Genomic DNA, 19628 nt, shown 5'->3' with positions numbered 1-19628 from the left:
CTCGGCGCGGTCAACGGCCGCGTACGGCCGCGGGCAGCCCGGCGACGGCCGCCAACGGCAACACCGAGCGCGGCGCCCAGGGCAGGCGCCACAGCCCGCCGTGCGCGGCGGTGTCGGCGAACAACGCCAGCGGGTGCGCGAGCGAGACGTCGGGCCGGCCGGCCGCCCGCGGGTCGCGCAGGTCGCGGACGAGCAGCGCCGACATCAGCGCCGTGCTGGTCGCCGGCGCGAACACCTCGACGCCGAAGTGGTGCGCGCCGGCGTAGGCCGCCGCCAGCAGCCGGTTGCTGGTCACCGAACGGGTCGCCGTGGCAGGTGCCACGTTGGCCGAGACCGGGGTGCCCGCCGCCCGGGCCACGCGCAGCCGCCAGCGCGCCAGTCGCTTGGCGAGCGCGTAGTTGGGGCCCTGCTGGGGAACCTGCGCGTCGGCCAGACCGAACGCGGTCCCCGACGCGCTGGCGACCGTTCCGGCGTAGGCGGGGCGATAGCCGCGTCCCCGCGTCACCGTCCGGGCCAGCCGCGGGGGGGCACCGGCCGCTGCCCGTCGCGCCTCCGCGGCCGCCACCGCGTCCGCGGGCGCGGCGTAGACGTCGGTCGGCGTGAGCAGGCCGGCCAGCGTCGCGCGCGGGGCCCGCTCGAGCACGCGGGTGGTCAGCACGTCGGCGGCCAGGGACACGCGCACGTTGTCGGCCCCGTCGGCGTAGACGTAGGTGCCGATCACGTCCGGCGCGTCCAGCGTCGTGAGCCAGGCGGCCAACTCCGGCAGCTCCCGGTCGAGGTCCATGCCGGCCGCGACGGCCAGGGCCGCGTGGTCGTCGGGATCGACCGGGTGGCGGACCGGTACCAGCGCGCGGCCGGCCCCCTCGCGCACCGCGCTCAGCACCCGCTCCCACAGCCGTGGACGGGGTAGGTCGACCGGGATCACGGTCGCGCCCCACCGCAGCAGGTGCGCGAGCGGTCCCATCTCCGCGGCGGCGCCGAGCACCAGCACGGTCAGGTCCGACAGGTCCAGCCAGTCGGGTTCGTCGAGGACCCGCTCGACGGCGGCGGCCACCGTCGGCTCGATCACGTCCGTGTCGACCCAGGCCCCGAGCTGGCGGCGCAGCGTCGGGCCCTCGAGCTGCCGTCCGCGGTAGGGCACGACCAGTCGACGGGCGGGGGGCCGGCGTCCGGGAACGACCGCCGTGGTCGGCAGCGGCGCGGTCGGCACGCTCGCGGCCTCGGCCAACGACACCACCTGGCCGTCCCGGTGGTAGGCGAACGTGTCCGCGACGGCGGCCAGACCGGCCCGGGGGACCGCGTCGAGATCCGCGCCCGTACTGCGCAGGTCGGCGGACACGAGGTCACGCAGCCGGTCGACGTAGCTCGTGTGCCACGCGCCCCCCGACGCGATGCGCTCTGCGAGCGCGGGATCCACGGCGCGTGCGGCGGCCGCGAACACCTCGCGGCCGGTCGCGCTCGTGCTGCGACGTCCGTCCACGGTCGGGAACTGCACGCCCTGCAGGGACTCGGAGCCGTCGCTCATCCTGGATTCCTCGTCGATCGGCCGGGCACGGTAGGCGTCCGACGTGGCCGGTGGGAGTAGCGTCGCATCCATGAGTGAGCAGACCACCAGTCAGAGCAGCCAGGGCAGCTACGTGGAGCCGGCGTTCGAACGGGACACCCGCTACCTGTCGGCGCGGATCACCGCCGACGGACGCGAGGGGTGGCCGGTCGAGGCCGGCCGTTACCGGCTCGTCGTCAGCCGGGCGTGTCCGTGGGCGAACCGGTCCATCATCGTGCGTCGCCTGCTCGGCCTTGAGGACGCCCTGTCGATGGGCGTGGCGGGGCCGACCCACGACGCCGACAGTTGGACCTTCGACCTCGACCCCGGTGGCGTGGACCCCGTGCTGGGCATCCCACGCCTCAAGGACGCCTTCGAGGCGGCGGTGCCCGGCTACGAGCGTGGGATCACCGTCCCCGCGATCGTCGACATCTCCACCGGCGGGGTCGTGACCAACGACTTCGCCCAGATCACCCTCGACCTGTCGACCGAGTGGACCCACTTCCACCGTTCCGGCGCGCCGGAGCTGTATCCGCAGCATCTGCGCGCGGAGATCGACGAGGTCGCCGAACTGGTGTACCGCGAGGTCAACAACGGGGTGTACCGGGCCGGGTTCGCCGGTACGCAGGACGCCTACGAGCAGGCCTACGAGCAGCTGTTCGCCCGGCTCGACTGGCTCGAACAGCGTCTGTCCGAGCAGCGCTTCCTGGTCGGGGACACCATCACCGAGGCCGACGTGCGCCTGTTCACCACGCTCGTGCGCTTCGACGCCGTCTACCACGGGCACTTCAAGTGCAACCGGCAGAAGCTGACCGAGATGCCGGTGCTGTGGGCCTACGCCCGGGACCTGTTCCAGACCCCGGGCTTCGGTGACACCATCGACTTCGACCACATCAAGCGCCACTACTACGAGGTCCACCTCGACATCAACCCCACCGGGGTGGTGCCGGCGGGCCCGGACCTCGCCAACTGGGCGACGCCGCACTTCCGCGAGGAGCTCGGCGGGGCCCCCTTCGGCGAGGGGACACCGCCCGGACCCCCGCCGGTCGACGAGCAGGTCCCCGTCGCGCACAACCCGGCGCTCGCGGAGCGCTGAGCGTCACTTCGTGGTGCTCAGCCGGTACTGACGCACGCTCAGCGGGACGAACACGGCCAGGATGAGGCCGATCCAGGCCAGCGTGTACAGGACCGGGTTCTGCATCGACCATGCCTCGGGGACGGGAAAGGCCCCGTCCCCGGTGTTGCCGAACAGTTGCCGTGCCGCCATGGTGACCGCCGAGACGGGGTTCCAGTCGGCGAACACCCGCAGCGGCGTCGGCAACCCCCGGGTGTCGATGAAGGCGTTGGAGACGAACGTCAGCGGCATGATCACCAGGAACGAGGCGTTGTTGATCACCTCGACGCTGGGCACCACCAGCCCGACGAAGCCCATCACCCAGCTCAGGGCGTAGGCGAACAGCAGCAGCAGGACGAACCCGGCGACCGCGTCGAGGAACGATCCGCGGATGCGCCAGCCGACCAGCAGCCCGGTCAGCGCCATGATGGCGATCGAGAGCAGGTTGTAGATCACGTCGCTGGCGGTGCGGCCGATCAGCACCGCCGAGCGCGACATCGGCAGCGACCGGAACCGGTCGATGATGCCCTTCTGCATGTCCTCGGCGATGCCGGCGCCGGTGAACGTGGCCCCGAACACGACCGTCTGGGCGAAGATGCCGGCGATCAGGTACTCGCGGTAGTTCACGCCCGGGATCTCGATCGAGGCCCCGAACACGTAGGCGAACAGCAGCACGAACATGATGGGGGAGAGCAGGACGAAGACGAGCACCTCCGGCACCCGTCGGATCTTGATCACGTTGCGCTTGGCGACGACGGCGCCGTCAGCGAAGGCGGTGGCGAGGCTGCTCATCGGACGTTCTCCGGGCTCGAGGTGGTGTCGGGCCTCCCGGCGTCCGTGGTCGCCACCAGGGGGCTGGCGGCCGTGGCCGCGTCGGTGTCGGGGTCCCCGTCGTGGCGCGCGTCGTCCGACTCGGCGGCGTGTCCGGTCAGGGTCAGGAACACGTCGTCGAGCGTCGGGCGTCGCAGGCCGACGTCGCTGACGCGGATCCCGCGCGCATCGAGTTGGCGCAGCGCGGCCATCAGGTCGTCGGCGCCGCGGGCCACCGGGGCGGTCAGCTGCCGGGTGTGCCGGTCGAGCTGGACCTCGCCGACGGCCAGGCCCCGCAGCACCTGCTCGGCAGGCGCGAGATCGGTGTCGTCGGCGACCACGACCTCGACCCGCTCGCCGCCGACCTGGCCCTTGAGCTGGTCGGCGGTGCCCTGTGCGATCGCGCGGCCACGGTCGATCACGACGATGTCGTCGGCCAGCAGGTCGGCCTCCTCGAGGTACTGGGTGGTGAGCAGCAACGTGGTGCCCCGCCCGACCAGCTCGCGGATCACCTCCCACATGTCCGAGCGGCTGCGCGGGTCGAGCCCGGTGGTCGGTTCGTCGAGGAAGATGACGTCGGGTTCGGCGACCAGCGCGCCGGCGAGGTCGAGTCGCCGGCGCATCCCGCCCGAGTACGTCTTGACCGGTCGGTCACCCGCGTCGCTGAGCGCGAACCGCTCGAGCAACTCCCGGGCACGGGCGCGCGCGGCCGAACGCCCGAGGTGGTAGAGCCGGCCGATCATGTCCAGGTTCTCGTAGCCGGTGAGCTGCTCGTCCACGGCGGCGTACTGGCCGGACAGGCCGATGCGGTGGCGGACGGCCTCCGGGTCGGCGATGGCGTCGATGCCGGCCACCTCGACCGAGCCCTCGTCCGGGGTCAACAGGGTGCTCAGGATGCGCACGGCGGTGGTCTTGCCGGCGCCGTTGGGTCCGAGCAGGCCCTGCACCGTCCCTGCCGGCACGACCAGGTCCAGGCCGGCCAACGCGGTCACGTCCCGGTAGCGCTTGACCAGGCCGGTGGCCCGGATGCCTTCGTTCATGGGTGCTTCTCCTCGACGGTGACGCGCGACGCGCCCGCCTGCACGTGCCGTCGCGCCCCGATGTGGACGCGTGGCAGCGCACGCTCGTTCGGTTCGACGTGCACCGGGCCCCGAACTCATCGTTCGATTCCGGTGAACGCGGTGCCGGTCCGAGGTCCGGCGATCGGGCGCGCGGATGGGCGCGGCGGGCTCAGGGCGAGCACGAGACGCGGCGCGACGTGCAGGACGAACCTACGGCCTGTCGCGGACCCTGCCGGTCCGCGACCCCCGTGCCGTCGGCCGCAACGCGCGATCCCGACCGCGTGGCCGCGCCACTGGCGCCCCCGCCGACGCGGGGACCCCGGCGACCCGGACCCGCGAACCCTGACGAGCGACGGGTGGTTCGGGGTCCGGCCAAGGGGGGTCCCCGATCCGGGTCGGCCCGCCGCCACGTATGGTCAGCGACCATGGACACCTCCTCGCGCAACCCGTTTCCCGCCGTGCCCGCCGATGCCGATGCCGCGGCTGCGGCTGCGGCGCCGGCGGCCCGCGCCGTGGACGCCGTCAAGGTCTACGGCCGCGGCGACACCGCCGTCCGGGCCCTCGACGGGCTCAGCGTCGACGTGCCGGCCCGGCGGTTCACGGCCGTGATGGGGCCGTCCGGGTCGGGCAAGTCGACGCTCATGCACTGCCTGGCTGGGCTCGACACGCTCACCTCCGGCGAGGCCTTCATCGGGGACCTGGCGCTGGGCGGGCTGTCGGACCAGCAGCTGACGGTGCTGCGCCGCGAGCGGCTCGGCTTCGTGTTCCAGGCCTTCAACCTGCTGCCGACCCTCACGGCCAAGGAGAACATCACGCTGCCGCTGGCGCTGGTCGGGCGCGACCCGGACCCCGACTGGTACGCGACCGTCATCGACGTGGTGGGCCTCGGCGACCGCCTGGGGCACCGTCCCTCCGAACTCTCGGGTGGCCAGCAGCAGCGGGTCGCGGTCGCGCGTGCGCTCGTCAGCCGCCCCGAGGTCGTGTTCGCCGACGAGCCGACCGGCAACCTCGACTCGCGCTCCGGCGCGGAGGTGCTCGGGTTCCTGCGTCGCGCGGTCGACGAGTTCGGCCAGACCGTGGTGATGGTGACCCACGACCCGATCGCGGCCGGGTACGCCGACGAGGTGCTGTTCCTCGCCGACGGCCGGCTCGTGGACCGGATCCCGGAACCGGACGCGGAGAAGGTGCTCGACCGCATGAAGCACCTCGAGGCCTGAGCCCATGTTGCGCATCGCCCTGGCCAGCAGCTGGCAGCACCGTCGACGCCTGCTCGGCACCGCCCTCGCCGTGGTGCTCGGCACGGCGTTCCTCGTCGGCACGTTGGTGCTCAGCGACACGATCCGTGCCAGCTTCCGCACCGTGTTCACCGACGTCAACGCCGGCATCGACGCGGTCGTGCGCGGCGAGCCGCTCGCGGAGGGCGCCTCGTCGCGGCGCGCGCTCGTCGACGCCGCGCTCGTCGACGAGCTCGCCGCGCTCGACCGCGTCGGCTCGGTCGCGCCGGAGGTCGAGGCGCTCGCGCAGGTCGTCGGTGCCGACGGCACCTCCATCGGCGGTGACGGCCCGCCGACGTTGGGGGTGAACTGGATCGAGGACCCCGTCCTCGCGCCCTACGAACTGGTCGAGGGCCGTGCGCCCACCGCCGCCGGCGAGGTCGTCATCGACGTCGACACGGCCGAGGTCGGCCAGCTCTCGGTCGGTGACGTCGCCGTCGTACGCACGCCGGCACCGATCGAGGTCGAGGTCGTCGGACTGCTGACCCCCCGCGGCGGGTCGGGTGCCGGCGTGACCATCACCGCGTTCCCGACCGCGGAGGCGCAGCGACTGCTGCTCGGCGACGAGGACCGGGTGACCCGCATCCTGCTCGCCGCGGACGGCGGTGACGACCAGCAGCTGGTGGACCGCATCACCCCGGTCCTGCCCGACGGGGTCGAGGCGGTGACCGGCACCGTCTACACCAACGAGGCCCTCGACGACCTCGGCCGCAGCTTCCTCGACTTCTTCGAGGCGTTCCTGCTGGTGTTCGCCGCGATCGCGCTGCTGGTGGCCACGTTCAGCATCTACAACACGTTCTCGATCACGGTGGCCCAGCGGTTGCGCGAGTCGGCGCTGTTGCGCGCCCTTGGCGCCTCACGCCGGCAGGTGCTCGCGTCGGTGCTGCTCGAGGCGCTGCTCACCGGGCTGGTCGCGGCCGTGCTCGGACTCGGCCTCGGGATCGCGCTCGCCGCCGGGCTGCTCGGCCTGCTCGGCCTGCTCGGCCAGTTCGGTCTGCCGGTGGAGGGCGCCGGGCTCGAGGTCGGGGCCCGCTCGGTCGGCGCGGCGTTCGCGGTGGGCGTGGGCATCACCCTGCTCGCGAGCCTGCTCCCGGCGGTCCGGGCCTCGCGCGTCGCGCCGCTGGCGGCGCTGCGCGAGGTGTCCGTGGACCGCAGCGACCAGTCGCGCGGCCGACGGTGGGCGGGGCTGGCGGCACTGGCCGTCGGTGCGGTGTTCGTGGTGCTGGCGCTCACCGGTGAGGACGGTGCCCTGCGACGGGCGGCGGTGGGAGCGGTGGGGGTCTCGATCGGGGTGTTCCTGCTCGGTCCGGTGACCGCCCGGCCCCTCGCCGGCGTCATCGGGGGACCCATCCGGCGTCTGCGCGGGGTGACCGGTGGGCTCGCCCACCGCAACGCCGTGCGCAACCCGGGCCGCACCGCCAGCACCTCCTCGGCGTTGATGGTCGGCGTGGGGATCGTGACCCTGTTCACGGTCGTGGCGGCCTCGATCAACGCGACCATCGACGAGGCGGTCCGCGGTGGGTTCGGTGGCGACCTGGTGATCCAGGGCGGGGGGTTCAGCGGCGCGGGCATCAGCCCGCAGCTCGTGACGGAGGTCGATGCCCTGCCGCAGGTCGACCGGGCCTTCGGGGTCGGGTTCGGGCAGGGGCTGGTCGACGGCGAGGAACGCACCTACTCGGTCGTCGACCCGGACGCCGTGACCGGCGTGCTGGACCTCGAGCTGGTCGCCGGGTCCCTGGCGGACCTCGGCGACGACGGCCTCGCCGTCGACGAGCAGAGCGCGCGGGAACGTGGCTGGGAGCTCGGTGACGCGGTCGAACTCGACCTGCTCACCGGCACCGTGCTCGAGTTGCACGTCCGGGCCCTGTTCGAGGCCGGACCGGGCGACGCCGTCGGCGCGCTGATCGTGCCGCTCGAGCCGGTGGCGGCGGCCGTGCCGCAGCTGGCCTACGTGTCCGCGTTCGTCCTGCTCGCCGACGGGGTCGGCATCCCCGAGGGGCAGGCGGCCGTCGAGCAGGTGGCCGCCGAGCACGGACGGCCCGAGGTGCTGGACCGCGACGCCTACGCCGAGCAGGCCACCGGGGACGTCGACCAACTGCTCGGCATCGTCTACGTCCTGCTCGCGCTCGCGATCGTGATCGCCCTCATGGGGATCACCAACACGTTGTCGCTGTCGGTCCACGAGCGCACGCGCGAGATCGGCCTGTTGCGCGCACTCGGACAGACGCGATCGCAGTTGCGGGCCATGGTGCGTTGGGAATCGGTGATCGTGGCGCTGTTCGGGACCGCCACCGGGCTGGTCCTGGGCACCTTCCTCGGCTGGGTGTTCATCCGCGCCATCGCCGCGGAGGAGGGGATCGGCACCTTCGCCGCCCCGCTCGGGCCGTTGTCGCTCGTCGTCGCGCTGGGGGCGCTGGTCGGCATCGTGGCGGCCTTGCGGCCAGCCCGTCGCGCGGCGCGTCTGGACGTGTTGACGGCCATCGCCACCGAATAGTCGTAGGCTGTCGTCGTGTCCCCGGCCTGGCCGGGGACAGCGACGCGGGAGGTTGGGCATGTCCCGAGGGCACGGGCACGCCGAGGACGGCGTCGAGGACGGCCGGATGCTGCCCGGCGCGGCGGTGCGCGGGGCGACGCGGCCCGACGCCGCGGCACTGCGGACCGCGATCGACTTCGAGCAGCAACGCACCGGTGGCCGCATCGTCGCGCTCGAGCGTGACCTCGCGGTGCTCCAGGACGCCACGGCCGACAGCCCCGACGACGAGCACGATCCCGAGGGGGCCACGATCGCCTTCGAACGGCAGCAGGTCGTCGCGCTCCTGCGTGCGGCCCGTAGCCGCCTGGCAGAACTCGACGACGCGTGCGACCGGCTGGCGGCGGGGGACTACGGCTTCTGTGCCGAGTGTGGCCAGCCGATCCCGCGCGAACGGCTGTTGGCCCGCCCAGCCGTGCGGCGCTGCGCGAGCTGCGCCGCCCTCGTCGAGGGGTGAGTCCTGACCTCGGCCGTGACCACCCGGACGCGGCCGTGTCGCTTCAGGCCGGTACGGGCCCGTCGGCCCCCAGCAGGCGCTCGACGTGGCGGCGCAGCGCGTCGCGGACCTCGACCGGCTCGAGCACCTCGACCCGGCAGGGCAGCCCGGCGAGATAGCCCGCCAGCCAGGCGGGGTCGTTCCCGCCGGTGCGCAGCAGGGTCGTGTCCCCGTCGGCCTCGAGCAGCCCGAACCGGGCAGCCGAGGTCGCCTCGGCCTCGGCCAGCGGCAGGTGCAGCCGGACGATCGCCCGCAGGTCGTAGGGCGCGACGCTCATCGCCGCGCGGACCAGGTCGACCGGGTCCGGCCCGTCGCGTTCGACGCTGCGCACACCGGTCGCCATGGGCGCGTGGGCCCGGTCGACCCGGAACGTGCGCCAGTCGTCGCGGTCGAGGTCGAACGCGACGAGGTACCAGCGCCAGTGGGCGTGCACGAGCCGGAGCGGTTCGAGATGACGCAGACTGCGGGTGCCCTCGCGGTCGCGGTACATCAGACGGATGCGCTCGCGACGACGGCAGGCCTGGGCGAGCACCACCAGGCAGTCCGGGTCGGTCGCGACCCCCGGGCCCGACGCCAGCGCGACCGTGGCGGCCTGCACGTCCTGCAGACGTTCGGCGAGGTGGTCGGGCAACACCCGTTCGAGCTTCGCGAGCGCGGAGACGGCCGCCTCGGCCAGCCCGACGCCGGTGCCCGCGGTCGCGAAGCGCAGGCCGACGACGGCGGCGAGCGCCTCGCGGTCGTCGAGGACGAGCGGCGGCAGCTCGGGGCCGCGACCGAGCTGGTACCCACCGTGCGGGCCGGGGGAGGCCTGCACCGGGTGGTCCAGTCGCCGCAGCCGGGCGATGTCGCGACGGACGGTCCGGGTGGTGACTCCGAGTCGCTCGGCGAGTTCGGGGGCGGTCCACGTCGCCCGGGTGTGCAACAGGGCGAGTAGGCGCAGCAGGCGGGTCGCGGTCTCCATGCCGGCACTCTCGCACGGGACCCGGACCGTTGTCGTCCGGTTCGCGCGACCATGAGCGCGGGCCGGGACGCGAGGTCCCGGCCCGCCGTGCGGTCACGGCCGCGGACTCATGGGTGCAGCACGATCTTGATCGCCTGGTCGTCCTTCTTCTGGAAGATCTCGTAGCCGTGCGCGGCCTCCGACAGCGGCATGTGGTGGGTGGCGAAGGTCTCGGTGCCCAGCGGGTCGCGGTCGTCGAGCACCAGCGGCAGCAGGTCGTCCATCCACCGCTTGACGTTGGCCTGGCCCATGCGCAGCTGGATCTGCTTGTCGAACATGGTCAGCATCGGCAGCGGGTCGGCCTGACCGCCGTACACGCCGATCAACGAGATGGTCCCGCCGCGACGCACGAGGTCGATGGCGAGGTAGAACGCCTCGAGGCGGTCCACGCCGGCCTTCTGCATCATCGGTGCCGCGAGCGCGTCGGGCATCAGCGACGCCATCGTCTGGGCCAGTTTGCCGGCCGGCGAACCGTGCGCCTCCATGCCGACCGCCTCGATCACCGCGTCGGGTCCGCGGCCACCGGTGAGGTCCTTGACCGCCTCCACGACGTCGTCGTGCTCGGTCAACGAGATGGTCTCGACGCCGAGCCGGCGCATGCGCTCGAGCCGCTCGGGCACCAGGTCGATGCCGATCACGCGCGCGCCCTGCAGCATCGCGATGCGGCAGGACATGTCACCGATGGGGCCGAGCCCGATCACCGCGACCGTGCCGCCCTTGGGGACGTCGGCGTAGGCGACGGCCTGGTAGGCGGTCGGGGCGACGTCGGAGAGGTAGACGAAGCGGTCGTCGGACGGACCGTCGGGCACCTTGACGTGGGTGTACTGCGCCTGCGGCACCCGCAGGTACTCGGCCTGGCCGCCGGGGACCTGGCCGTAGAGCTTGGTGTAGCCGAACAGCGCCGCACCCATGCCCTGGTCGCGGACCTGGGTGGTCTCGCACTGGGTCTGCAGGTTCTGCTCGCACATGAAGCAGTGACCACAGGAGATCTGGAACGGCACCACGATGCGGTCCCCGGGCTTGAGCGCGGTGACCTCGCTGCCGACGGCCTCGACGATGCCCATCGGCTCGTGGCCCAGGACGTCACCGGCGTCGAGGAACGGCGCCAGGACCTCGTACAGGTGCAGGTCCGAGCCGCAGATGCCCGACGAGGTGACGCGGATGATCGCGTCCGTCGGCTCCTGGATGGTCGGATCGGGCACGTCCTCGACCCGCACGTCGCGTTTGCCCTGCCAGGTGAGCGCCTTCATGTCGGTGCTGTCCTCCTGCGCCACGCCGGACGCCTCGGGTTCGTGATGCCCGCCGAAGTCCGTGCTGCTCTCTTCGAAGACGGGGGGACGACCGCCGTCGATCCGACGACGAGCCGTCGTGCTGCACGACGGTAGGGTCCGCCCTCGGGTGCTCGACCGGCACCTCCCCCGCCCTCCGGACGCCTCGGCAGCGTCCGGATCGACCAACGACCAGGGGCCCACCGGTGCTGAAGTCCTTCGGCCTGCTGTTCGCGACGCTGGCGGCGCCGCTCAAGCGCTGGAACGTGAAGTTCGCGGTCATCCTCGTGGCCGCGTTCTTCGTCATGGTCGCGGTCTACACAGTGATCTTCCACGAGTTGATGGCGCTCGAGGGGCGGCAGTTCACCTGGGCGACCTCGCTGTACTGGACGTTCGTGACGATGTCGACCCTGGGGTTCGGCGACATCGTGTTCGAGTCGGACCTCGGGCGGATGTTCTCCGTCGTGGTGCTGCTGACCGGGTCGGTGTTCATCCTGGTCCTGCTGCCGTTCCTGTTCATACAGTTCATCTTCACGCCGTGGATGTCGCAGCGGGAGAACGCCCGCGCCCCGCGCCGGGTCGACAAGGACCTGCGCGACCACGTCGTGGTGTGCGGCGTCGACCCGATCAGCGACGCGCTGATCGACCGGGCCAAGGCCGCGGGCATGCCCTACGTCGTGCTGATCGAGGAGCTCGACGAGGCCCTGCGTCTCACCGACCGGGGCTACGACGTGATGGTCGGGTCCTACGACGATCCCGACACCTACCGCGACGCGCGGGTGCAACACGCGGCCCTGGTGGCACTCACGCTCGCGGACGAGGCCAACACCAACCTCGCCTTCACGGTGCGCGAGATCGACGAGCAGGTGCCGATCGCGGCACTGGCCAACCGCGGGGCCTCGATCGACGTGCTGGAGCTGGCGGGCTGCGACGAGGTGGTGCACCTGGGGGACCTGCTGGGACGGGCGATGGCCCGCCGGGTGGTCGGCATCGACGCCAAGACCCACGTCATCGGCGAGTTCGGGGACCTGCGCATCGCCGAGGCGAGCGTCAACGGCACCTCGTTGGTGGGCACGACGCTGCGGGAGGCTGACCTGCGCAACCGTGGCCACGTCAACGTCGTGGGGGTGTGGCAGGACGCCCACTTCGAACCGGCCGGACCGGACACGCGCCTGACGGAGCGCAGCGTGCTGATCCTGGCGGGCTCCGAACGGCAACTGGCGGCCTACGACCGTCAGTTCGGCGTCGAGCGGCACCTCGACGCGCCGGTGCTGGTGCTGGGCGGCGGGCGGGTCGGCCGTGCCGCGGCGCGCGCGCTGGGCGAGACCGGCGTCGAGGCGGTGGTGGTCGAACTGCGGCCCGAGCGCATCCGCGAGGAGTTCACCTCCGTGCTCGGCGACGCCGCCGACCTGTCGGTGCTCGAGACCGCCGGGCTGGAGCAGGCCGCGGCCGCGCTGGTCACGTCCCACGCCGACGACACCAACGTCTACCTGACGCTCTACCTGCGCCGACTGCGTCCGGATCTGCAGGTCATCTCCCGCGCCACCCGCGATCGCAACGTCTCGTCGCTGCAGCGGGCCGGTGCCGACGCGGTGCTGTCCTACGGCAGCATCGGGGCGACCGCGCTGTGGAACGCGATGGGCCGCAACCGGCGGCTCGTCGTCGCCGAGGGGCTCGAGATCTTCCGGGTGCCCATGCCCACGAGACTGCAGGGTGAGTCGTTGTCGCAGTGCCAGCTCGGCGGCCGCACCGGGTGCCACGTCGTGGCCATCGCCCGCGGCGACCATCTCGAGGCCAACCCGGACCCCGACGAGCCGCTGCCCGCCGGCGGTGACCTCGTCCTGATCGGTGACGAGGACGCCGAGGAGCGCTTCGTGGCCCGCTACGGCGGTCGCCGGGACTGATTCCGGCCCGACGGTGCTCAAGTCGCCGCGATCACCGCCGACGGGGCGGGTGGGCCGACGAGGTGGTCGTGCCCATCCGTCGACGACGAGACGCCACCGACATGGCCCATCCGCCAGCGCCCGTGCTCTCCGCCACCGCGGCGCCCCCCGTGGCCGCCGGCGGGAGCCGCAGCGTGGACGTCGAGGCGCAACTGCGCACCATCTTCGAGCTGGCACCCGTCGGGATCGGGCTCGTCGACCTCGGAGGGCACACGATCCTGACCAACGGGGCCCTGCGGGACCTGCTCGGCTACAGCGCCGAGGAGTTCGCCACGATGCGCTTCGAGCAGTTCACCCATCCCGACGACGTCGCGCGCAACCTCGAACTGTTCGCCGAGCTGGCGGCCGGTGGCCGCGAGCGCTTCGAGATGGACAAGCGGTTCTTCCATCGCGACGGCGCCGTCATCTGGGGCCGTCTGACGGTGTCGCTGCTGCGCGACGAGGCCGGTCGACCCGACCTCGCCATCGGCATGCTGGAGAACGTGACCGAGCAACGTGAGCTGCAGGCGCGGCTCGAACGTCTCGCGTTCCACGACCCGCTGACGTTGCTGGCCAACCGCGAGCTGTTCCGTGCGCGCGTCGACGCCTGCATGCACGCGCGACCGGCCCCGGGCCGCCGCGGTGCCGTGCTCTTCGTCGACCTCGACGACTTCAAGACCGTCAACGACAGCCTCGGACACGCGGCCGGCGACGAGCTGATCCGCTCGGTCGCCCGGCGGTTGCGCGACAGCATCCGTCCCGACGACACGGCCGGCCGGCTCGGTGGTGACGAGTTCGCCGTCCTGCTCGACGATCTGGCGGACCCGGCCGACGCGATCGAGGTCGCCGAGCGCCTGCGGCTGGCGCTCGAACGCCCGCACCGGCTGCGTGGGCGGTCGGTCATCGTCCCGGCCAGCGTCGGGGTGGCCTACCTCGCCGACGCGCCGTCGACCGAGGCGGCCCTGCGCAACGCCGACCTGGCCATGTACCGCGCGAAACGGTCCGGCAAGTCGTGCGTGGCCACCTACGAGCCGCAGCTGCACCGCGACGCGCTGCGCCGACTGGAGCTGCGCAGCGCGCTGGGCGGGGCCCTCGAGCGGGGCGAGCTGACGCTGGTCTACCAGCCGGTCGTCGACCTGGTCGACGCGGAGCCGATCGGTGTCGAGGCGCTGCTGCGCTGGCACCATCCACCGGTGGGCACCGTGCCGCCGGACGCGTTCGTGCCCCTGGCCGAGGAGACCGGTGCGATCGTGCCGATCGGCCTGTGGGTGCTGCACGAGGCGACCGCCTGGCTGTCCGGGCAGTGGCCCGCGGGCGGCCGCCCGTGGAGCGTGTCGGTCAACGTCTCGCCCGTGCAGCTGCAGCCGCGACTGGTCGGGCAGGTGGAGGCCGCCCTCCAGTCGAGCGCCCTGGCGCCCGAGCGCCTGGTCGTCGAGGTCACCGAGCAGGCGCTGATGCGCCAGCGCAGCTGGGACGTCGTCCGCGACCTCAAGCGACTCGGCGTGCGCATCGCCATCGACGACTTCGGCACGGGCTACTCGTCGCTGGCCTACCTGAGCGAACTGGCGGTCGACCAGCTGAAGATCGACCGCTCGTTCATCGCCTCGCTGGGGAACGGGGAACGGACCGAGGCCGTGCCCCGGGCCGTGATCGAGCTCGCCCGCTCGCTGGGCCTGTCGGTGGTCGCCGAGGGGATCGAGACCGACGCGCAGTGGCAGCGGCTGCTCGAGCTCGGGTGCCGGGTCGGCCAGGGCTACCGGTTCGCGCGTCCGATGCCACCCGGCGAGCTGGCCGACCTCGTGGACGGCCCGCTCGCGAGCCGTCCCGGCACGGGCGCGACTCAGGCCGAGGTGTCGGCCTCCTCCATGGCGGTCAGGTCGAGTTCGAGCTCGTCCTCGAAGGCCTCGGTCTCCACGCCGTCCTCGAAGCGGACCCGGTAGAGCGTCGCGACGTCGTCGTCCCCGGCGTCGGGGTCCTGGTCACCCCGGACCTCCTCGACGATGGTGACGAGCTGGCCGGACCGTTCGCGGTAGCCGGGGGGGCCGTCGACGGCGGCGGAGGAGCGGAAGGTCGCCTGGGTCACTTCGAAACCTCGTGATCGGTTGACCACGAGGTTCACCCCCCGCTCGTCCCCCCGACGCGGGCCCGGCCCGCCCGTTCGGCCAGCGAGTTCACCGGGACCGCAGCGGGACGAGACCTGTCGGCCCTGACCCTCGCTACGCTGCCGCGTCCCTTCGGTGGCCGACGTGGCGGCCGACACGTACCAGTACGAGGCACCGTGGCCGTCGAGGTGGAGACCGTCGGACCTGCGCAGCTCGAGTGGGACACCGGCCAGCGGCGAGGCGTCCTGCGCTTCGTCGAGCACGGTCGGGGTGGTCGCGTCGAGGCCGAGCGGCTGGTGCGGCGGCTGCAGGGATGGGTGGGGGACTCCGCCGTGCCCTACGACTTCCTGGTGGACTGCTCGGAGATCGTCGACGTGGACGCGTCCTGGCGGGCGATCTGGGGCGAGCACTTCCGCGCGGACCGCGACCACGCGACGCTGGCCTGGTTCAACGCCAACCCCCGCATCCAGTTGATCGTGCTGATGTTCATCAAGGGCACCGGGGTCACCGGGCAGGCGTTCGCCACCGAGGACGAGGCGCGCGACTGGCTGAGCGGGCAGCGCGTGCCGTCGTGAGGGTCCCGGACCTCGAGGAACTGCTCGAGGTGATCTCCCTGGCCTGCCTGGGGGACACCACGACCCGGGCCCAGGTCGACCCCGAGGCCCTCGACGACCCGCTCGGCCTGATCGGTAACGCCGTCAACGTGCTGCTCGACGACCTCGAGTACCGCCAGCGCGAACGCGAGGACGCGCTGCGCCGCGTCGCGGGCATGGAGGCCAAGCAGGAGTTCCTCGCCTACCTCAGCCACGACATGCAGACGCCCATGGCGGTGCTGCTCGGCGCGGTGACGGTGCTGCGCAGCTCGCAGTCGGCCGAGGACGTCGAGGCGACCCTGCCGCTGATGGAGCAGGCCATCGAGCGCCTGCAGCGGTTCGTGCGGCAGTTCCTCGACCTCGCCCGCCTCGAGGCCGACCGCGGCCTGGTGCTCGAGGTGGCGCCGATGGACCTCGAGGCCAGCGTCAAGCGGGTCGTCGACCTGTTCGCCGACGACGGTCCGATCGCGGTCACCTCGGCGCCGCAGCTGCCGCCGGTCGCGGCCGATCCACTGCGCGTCGAACAGATCCTGACCAACCTGGTCGCCAACGCGTTCAAGTACGCCCGCATGGCGCCCAGGATCGAGCTCGACGCGGGCGCCACGCCGGGCACGGTGGAGCTCCGGGTCGTCGACGACGGTCCCGGCATGGCGCCCGACGAGCTCGCCCGGGTGTTCGGCAAGTTCGAGCGCGGCGGGGTCGCCTCGGGCGCCGGACTCGGGCTGTTCATCAGCCGGGCGCTCGCCGAGGCGCACGGTGGCTCGCTGTCGGCGACCAGCCGCCCTGGGCAGGGCGCGGCCTTCGTCCTGTGCCTGCCGGAGGCGCCGCGACCCTGAAACGGCGCCTCGCCGGACCGGTGCGTCAGCGCACGCCCGGCCCGGTGGTCGCAGCCCGGCGTCGGGCCAACTCCCGCTCGAGGCCACGCAGCCGCTCCTCGAGGGCGACCCGCGTTCCACTGCCGGCGTGTGGCGGTGCCTCGTGCAGGTGACGGCGGACGGCCTCGATCTCGGCCTGCACCGTGGCGATGGAACGTGTGGTCGTTGACATGGCGGGCAGTGTGGCGCGTGGCCGTCCGCGCGTCGAGTCGACCGCGCGTGACGTGCGCCGCACCGTCAGTCGTCCACCACCTCGATCCGGGCGTCGAGGATCTCGCCCTCGGCCAGGTCGAGCACGCCGATCGTCCGGTGGGGCATGCGACGCCGTTCGGTGGGGGAGCCGGGGTTGAACAGGCGTTGGTCACCCTCACCCGGTGCGTCGACCGGGACGTGGCTGTGGCCGAACACGACCAGGTCGGCGTCCGGGAACCGGGTGGAGAGGCGGCGCGACCGCCCGCGGGCCTGGCCGCTGTCGTGGATCATGCCGATCCGGACCCCCGCGAGGGTCAGCTCGAGCGTCTCGGGCAGCGCGCCGACGAGCTCGCGGTCGTTGTTGCCCAGCACCGCGTGGACGGGGGCGAACCCGCCGAACCGTTCGAGGTGCTCGGCCTGGGTGATGTCGCCGGCGTGCAGGATGACGTCGGCGCGTGCCAGCCACCGCAGCGCGGCGGCCGGCAGCCGCCGGTTGGGCCAGTCGCGTCGCAGGTGGGTGTCGGCGGTGACCACCACGCGCACGTCGTCTCCTTCGCCACCGGGACCGGCAGGGTAGGAGCCCGGCTGCGGCTAGGGTCCGCCGGCTGCCGACGACCGGGAGGCGCGACGTGGTGCAGCTCGACCTCGGACCCGCCGACCTGAGCGCCGTGGCGCGCTTCGTCGCCGAGCAGCAGCACGACCCGGCCAGCCACATCGGCTACCTCAGCCTCGACCCGGAGCCGGTCGCGGCCGAGCTGGCCGCGCTCGAGCCGGTGGGCACCGACGGCCTGGTCGTCGCCGTCGACCGCGGTCGGCTCGTCGGTGTGATCGCCGCGGAGTGGGACACCGACCCGCCGCGCTGCTGGTGGCACGGCCCGTTCGTGGCTCGCGGCGTCGACCCGACCGAGGTGGCCGACGCGCTGCTGGCACGCGCCCGCACCCTGCTGCCGGTGGAGGTCACCCAGGAGGAGGCCTGCGGCGACGCCCGTCACGCGTGGTTGGAGGACTGGGCCGGGCCGCACGGCTTCGTCGCCCAGGAGGCGTCGGCGGTGCTGGCGCGCCGTCTCGACACCGACCTGCCGACGCGGACGGTCGTGACCGTCCCCGGCACCGTGCTCGACGCGGTGCAGCGGGCGGCGGTGGCCACGCTGCACGACCGGTTGTTCGTCGACACGCACACCCCGGGTGCGCGGCTGGTCGCCGACGACGCCGATCGCCTCCTCGCGGTGCTCGACGGGGACCGTCCCGTCGGCTACGCCGTCGTCGAGCGGCACGAGGACGGCAGCGGCTACCTCGACTTCCTCGGGGTCGACCCGACAGCTCGCGGGCACGGGGTCGGGACCGGGCTGGTCGCCGCGGCCTGCGCCGAACTGCGGACCACGTTCCGCTGCGACCGCGCGCACCTGACCGTGCGGGTCGGCAACGCCGCGGCCCGCCGCGTCTACGCGGCCACCGGCTTCGTCGAGGAGCGCGTGCTGGTCCCGCTGCGGCGCGGGTTCGCGCTGCCGTGAGCGGCGCCGAGCGCGGCCGTCGCCCCGGGCGGGGTCAGGGTCGGGGGCGCAGGTCGACCTCGCCGAGCTCCCGGTCCCCGAAGGCCTCGCGCACGCTGCGGTCGATGTGCTCCCAGCGCGACGTGGTGGTCGCGTCGATGCCGCCGACGACGGCGCCGAACCCGTGGATGCCGACCGAGGCGAGCCCCAGCAGCCCCAGCACCGGCCCGACCCACCGGTGCTCGCGGACCGCCGCGACGCTCGCCGCGACGAGGGCCGGGGTGGCCAGCAGCAGCGGTTCGAGCGTCACGCGGTAGGCGAAGAAGTGGGCGCCACCGCGGTGGCCGACGGCGCGGACCTGCACGAACAGGTAGACCAGTCCCGCGAGCGCGCTCCCCAGGGCCCACCCGGGAACCCGACGGCGGGCGAGCAGCAGCGCGACGAGCGCCCCGGCGACGACCGGCGAGTACCGCAGCACACCGCGCTCGGTTCCGACCAGTGCGAGCGCGAACGCCCGCAGCGTCTGCCACGGCGAGTGGTCGACCAGGCCACCGAGATGTCCGGCGGTGTCGTAGCCCGCGACGGGCAGCAGCGTGCCGAACGCCCACCAGCTGTAGGCGCTCAGCAGCGCGAGTCCGAGCCCCGCGCCGGCGGTCATCGCGGCGGACGCCCGCCGTTCGCGGTCGCGCCAGGCGACCAGGGCGAGCACGCCGATCGCGACGACGAGGTGCGGTCGCACGAGCACCGCGACGCCGGCTGCCGCGGCCGCCACCACCGGTCGTTGCCGGCGCCAGCCGAGCAGCACGCCGGCCAGGGCGAGGCAGGCCGGCGCGTGCGGCCACAGGGCGTCGGCGGCGACCGACCACAGTGACGTCCCCAGGCCGAACAGACCCGCACCGAGCAGCGCCGGACGCCGGCCGGTCACGGTACGCAGCACGGCGAACAAGCCGACCGCGGCCAGTGCGGCGGTGATCGCGGCCATCCTCCCGGCCGGGCGTCGGTCGACCAGGAACGGGTGCGCCGGCGCGGGGCGCTGGTCGCCCAGCGAGGCGAGCGCGTACGCCGGCGCCGCCCAGTAGGCCACCCCCGGGAAGCGGTTGACGAACACCCGGCCGTCGGGCGCGGTGGTGCCCCAGTAGTTGTGGCTGGGCGGCCAGGCGCTCGGCAGCGCCGGATCCCCCCGGGTGCCCAACGACCAGGAGGCGACCGTGGCGGCCCGGGTGTCGTTGACCTGCGCCGGACCGCGCGAGGCGGTGGCGAGGTAGAGCACGGCGAGCACCAGCAGCAGCGCCGCCGCCGCGAGCACGTCGCGGCGCCGGTCGTCGCGGGCACGGCGCGCGGTGGCGGTCACGTCGGGC

The 19628-nt window shown here is 73.4% G+C and carries 18 protein-coding genes; 9 read left to right on the top strand and 9 right to left on the bottom strand.

All coding sequences use genetic code 11. From position 1 onward, the window contains the following. Nucleotides 1-10: 10 nt before the first annotated feature. Entirely contained in the window at nucleotides 11-1525 is a 1515-nt protein-coding gene (locus tag ELR47_RS13450) for a hypothetical protein (RefSeq protein ID WP_130650362.1), read from the bottom strand. 70 nt (nucleotides 1526-1595) lie between these two features. Between ELR47_RS13450 and ELR47_RS13445 the strand changes: the two genes are divergently transcribed. Beyond that, the gene (locus ELR47_RS13445; RefSeq protein WP_130650361.1) at nucleotides 1596-2639 is read left to right on the top strand and encodes a glutathione S-transferase family protein; all 1044 of its coding nucleotides are present in this window, start codon (nucleotides 1596-1598) and stop codon (nucleotides 2637-2639) included. Between the two features lie 3 nt (nucleotides 2640-2642). Here the strand turns inward: ELR47_RS13445 and ELR47_RS13440 are convergent, their stop codons facing one another. Both ELR47_RS13440 and ELR47_RS13435 read right to left on the bottom strand, forming a co-directional pair. Beyond that, nucleotides 2643-3449: an ABC transporter permease gene (locus tag ELR47_RS13440; protein WP_130650360.1), complete on the bottom strand. Its 807-nt coding sequence runs from the start codon at nucleotides 3447-3449 to the stop codon at nucleotides 2643-2645. Further along, nucleotides 3446-4507, bottom strand: a complete 1062-nt coding sequence (locus tag ELR47_RS13435; protein ID WP_130650359.1) for an ATP-binding cassette domain-containing protein — start codon at nucleotides 4505-4507, stop codon at nucleotides 3446-3448. Before ELR47_RS13435 ends, ELR47_RS13440 begins: the two co-directional genes overlap by 4 nt. A gap of 446 nt (nucleotides 4508-4953) precedes the next feature. On the opposite strand from ELR47_RS13435, the gene ELR47_RS13430 reads away from it, so the two are divergent. Genes ELR47_RS13430 through ELR47_RS13420 form a run of 3 tightly spaced genes read left to right on the top strand, consistent with a single transcriptional unit; the run spans nucleotide 4954 to nucleotide 8789 of the window. Beyond that, nucleotides 4954-5745 (top strand): ABC transporter ATP-binding protein, encoded by a 792-nt coding sequence (locus ELR47_RS13430; protein WP_130650358.1) that lies wholly within the window; start codon nucleotides 4954-4956, stop codon nucleotides 5743-5745. 4 nt (nucleotides 5746-5749) lie between these two features. After that, on the top strand, nucleotides 5750-8296 hold the full coding sequence (locus ELR47_RS13425; protein WP_130650357.1) for an ABC transporter permease: 2547 nt from the start codon (nucleotides 5750-5752) through the stop codon (nucleotides 8294-8296). A 58-nt stretch (nucleotides 8297-8354) separates the two neighbouring features. Further along, the gene (locus ELR47_RS13420; RefSeq protein ID WP_205745250.1) at nucleotides 8355-8789 is read left to right on the top strand and encodes a TraR/DksA family transcriptional regulator; all 435 of its coding nucleotides are present in this window, start codon (nucleotides 8355-8357) and stop codon (nucleotides 8787-8789) included. A gap of 43 nt (nucleotides 8790-8832) precedes the next feature. Here ELR47_RS13420 and ELR47_RS13415 read toward each other — a convergent pair whose 3' ends face one another. Both ELR47_RS13415 and ELR47_RS13410 read right to left on the bottom strand, forming a co-directional pair. Further along, nucleotides 8833-9789 carry a helix-turn-helix transcriptional regulator gene (locus tag ELR47_RS13415; protein ID WP_130650356.1) on the bottom strand — a complete coding sequence of 319 codons (957 nt, stop codon included), beginning with the start codon at nucleotides 9787-9789 and terminating at the stop codon, nucleotides 8833-8835. A gap of 107 nt (nucleotides 9790-9896) precedes the next feature. Continuing rightward, nucleotides 9897-11078, bottom strand: coding sequence for a zinc-dependent alcohol dehydrogenase (locus ELR47_RS13410; protein ID WP_130651389.1), 1182 nt, complete (start codon nucleotides 11076-11078; stop codon nucleotides 9897-9899). A 224-nt stretch (nucleotides 11079-11302) separates the two neighbouring features. Here ELR47_RS13410 and ELR47_RS13405 point away from each other — a divergent pair, with 224 nt between their 5' ends. Both ELR47_RS13405 and ELR47_RS13400 read left to right on the top strand, forming a co-directional pair. Beyond that, on the top strand, nucleotides 11303-13000 hold the full coding sequence (locus ELR47_RS13405; protein ID WP_205745249.1) for a potassium channel family protein: 1698 nt from the start codon (nucleotides 11303-11305) through the stop codon (nucleotides 12998-13000). 101 nt (nucleotides 13001-13101) lie between these two features. Then, nucleotides 13102-14958: a putative bifunctional diguanylate cyclase/phosphodiesterase gene (locus tag ELR47_RS13400; protein WP_130650355.1), complete on the top strand. Its 1857-nt coding sequence runs from the start codon at nucleotides 13102-13104 to the stop codon at nucleotides 14956-14958. On the opposite strand, the gene ELR47_RS13395 is transcribed toward ELR47_RS13400, so the two are convergent. Further along, the gene (locus tag ELR47_RS13395) at nucleotides 14859-15101 is read right to left on the bottom strand and encodes a hypothetical protein (RefSeq protein ID WP_130650354.1); all 243 of its coding nucleotides are present in this window, start codon (nucleotides 15099-15101) and stop codon (nucleotides 14859-14861) included. The two genes, ELR47_RS13400 and ELR47_RS13395, sit on opposite strands and share 100 nt — an antisense overlap. A gap of 195 nt (nucleotides 15102-15296) precedes the next feature. On the opposite strand from ELR47_RS13395, the gene ELR47_RS18425 reads away from it, so the two are divergent. Then, nucleotides 15297-15695 (top strand): hypothetical protein, encoded by a 399-nt coding sequence (locus ELR47_RS18425; protein ID WP_165404078.1) that lies wholly within the window; start codon nucleotides 15297-15299, stop codon nucleotides 15693-15695. Continuing rightward, nucleotides 15692-16549, top strand: coding sequence for a sensor histidine kinase (locus tag ELR47_RS13390; protein ID WP_165404077.1), 858 nt, complete (start codon nucleotides 15692-15694; stop codon nucleotides 16547-16549). The genes ELR47_RS18425 and ELR47_RS13390 overlap by 4 nt, the downstream gene beginning before the upstream one ends. A gap of 25 nt (nucleotides 16550-16574) precedes the next feature. On the opposite strand, the gene ELR47_RS13385 is transcribed toward ELR47_RS13390, so the two are convergent. Then, on the bottom strand, nucleotides 16575-16760 hold the full coding sequence (locus ELR47_RS13385; RefSeq protein WP_130650352.1) for a hypothetical protein: 186 nt from the start codon (nucleotides 16758-16760) through the stop codon (nucleotides 16575-16577). Nucleotides 16761-16825: 65 nt separating this feature from the next. Continuing rightward, the gene (locus ELR47_RS13380; RefSeq protein ID WP_130650351.1) at nucleotides 16826-17323 is read right to left on the bottom strand and encodes a metallophosphoesterase family protein; all 498 of its coding nucleotides are present in this window, start codon (nucleotides 17321-17323) and stop codon (nucleotides 16826-16828) included. An 86-nt stretch (nucleotides 17324-17409) separates the two neighbouring features. Here ELR47_RS13380 and ELR47_RS13375 point away from each other — a divergent pair, with 86 nt between their 5' ends. Continuing rightward, nucleotides 17410-18291 carry a GNAT family N-acetyltransferase gene (locus ELR47_RS13375; protein ID WP_165404076.1) on the top strand — a complete coding sequence of 294 codons (882 nt, stop codon included), beginning with the start codon at nucleotides 17410-17412 and terminating at the stop codon, nucleotides 18289-18291. Between the two features lie 34 nt (nucleotides 18292-18325). On the opposite strand, the gene ELR47_RS13370 is transcribed toward ELR47_RS13375, so the two are convergent. Next, a complete protein-coding gene (locus ELR47_RS13370) occupies nucleotides 18326-19621 on the bottom strand; it encodes a hypothetical protein (protein ID WP_130650349.1) in 1296 nt (431 codons plus the stop codon). Between the last annotated feature and the right edge of the window lie 7 nt (nucleotides 19622-19628).

The organism is Egicoccus halophilus, from assembly GCF_004300825.1.
Taxonomy (GTDB): Bacteria; Actinomycetota; Nitriliruptoria; order Nitriliruptorales; family Nitriliruptoraceae; genus Egicoccus; species Egicoccus halophilus.
This window is presented reverse-complemented; position numbering and strand designations above follow the sequence as displayed.

Bases quoted from the DNA above. Each gene is read 5' to 3' on its own strand.
- ELR47_RS13450 (WP_130650362.1), bottom strand. From the start codon at position 1,525: ATGAGCGACGGCTCCGAGTCCCTGCAGGGCGTGCAGTTCCCGACCGTG.
- ELR47_RS13445 (WP_130650361.1), top strand. From the start codon at position 1,596: ATGAGTGAGCAGACCACCAGTCAGAGCAGCCAGGGCAGCTACGTGGAG.
- ELR47_RS13440 (WP_130650360.1), bottom strand. From the start codon at position 3,449: ATGAGCAGCCTCGCCACCGCCTTCGCTGACGGCGCCGTCGTCGCCAAG.
- ELR47_RS13435 (WP_130650359.1), bottom strand. From the start codon at position 4,507: ATGAACGAAGGCATCCGGGCCACCGGCCTGGTCAAGCGCTACCGGGAC.
- ELR47_RS13430 (WP_130650358.1), top strand. From the start codon at position 4,954: ATGGACACCTCCTCGCGCAACCCGTTTCCCGCCGTGCCCGCCGATGCC.
- ELR47_RS13425 (WP_130650357.1), top strand. From the start codon at position 5,750: ATGTTGCGCATCGCCCTGGCCAGCAGCTGGCAGCACCGTCGACGCCTG.
- ELR47_RS13420 (WP_205745250.1), top strand. From the start codon at position 8,355: ATGTCCCGAGGGCACGGGCACGCCGAGGACGGCGTCGAGGACGGCCGG.
- ELR47_RS13415 (WP_130650356.1), bottom strand. From the start codon at position 9,789: ATGGAGACCGCGACCCGCCTGCTGCGCCTACTCGCCCTGTTGCACACC.
- ELR47_RS13410 (WP_130651389.1), bottom strand. From the start codon at position 11,078: ATGAAGGCGCTCACCTGGCAGGGCAAACGCGACGTGCGGGTCGAGGAC.
- ELR47_RS13400 (WP_130650355.1), top strand. From the start codon at position 13,102: ATGGCCCATCCGCCAGCGCCCGTGCTCTCCGCCACCGCGGCGCCCCCC.
- ELR47_RS13385 (WP_130650352.1), bottom strand. From the start codon at position 16,760: ATGTCAACGACCACACGTTCCATCGCCACGGTGCAGGCCGAGATCGAG.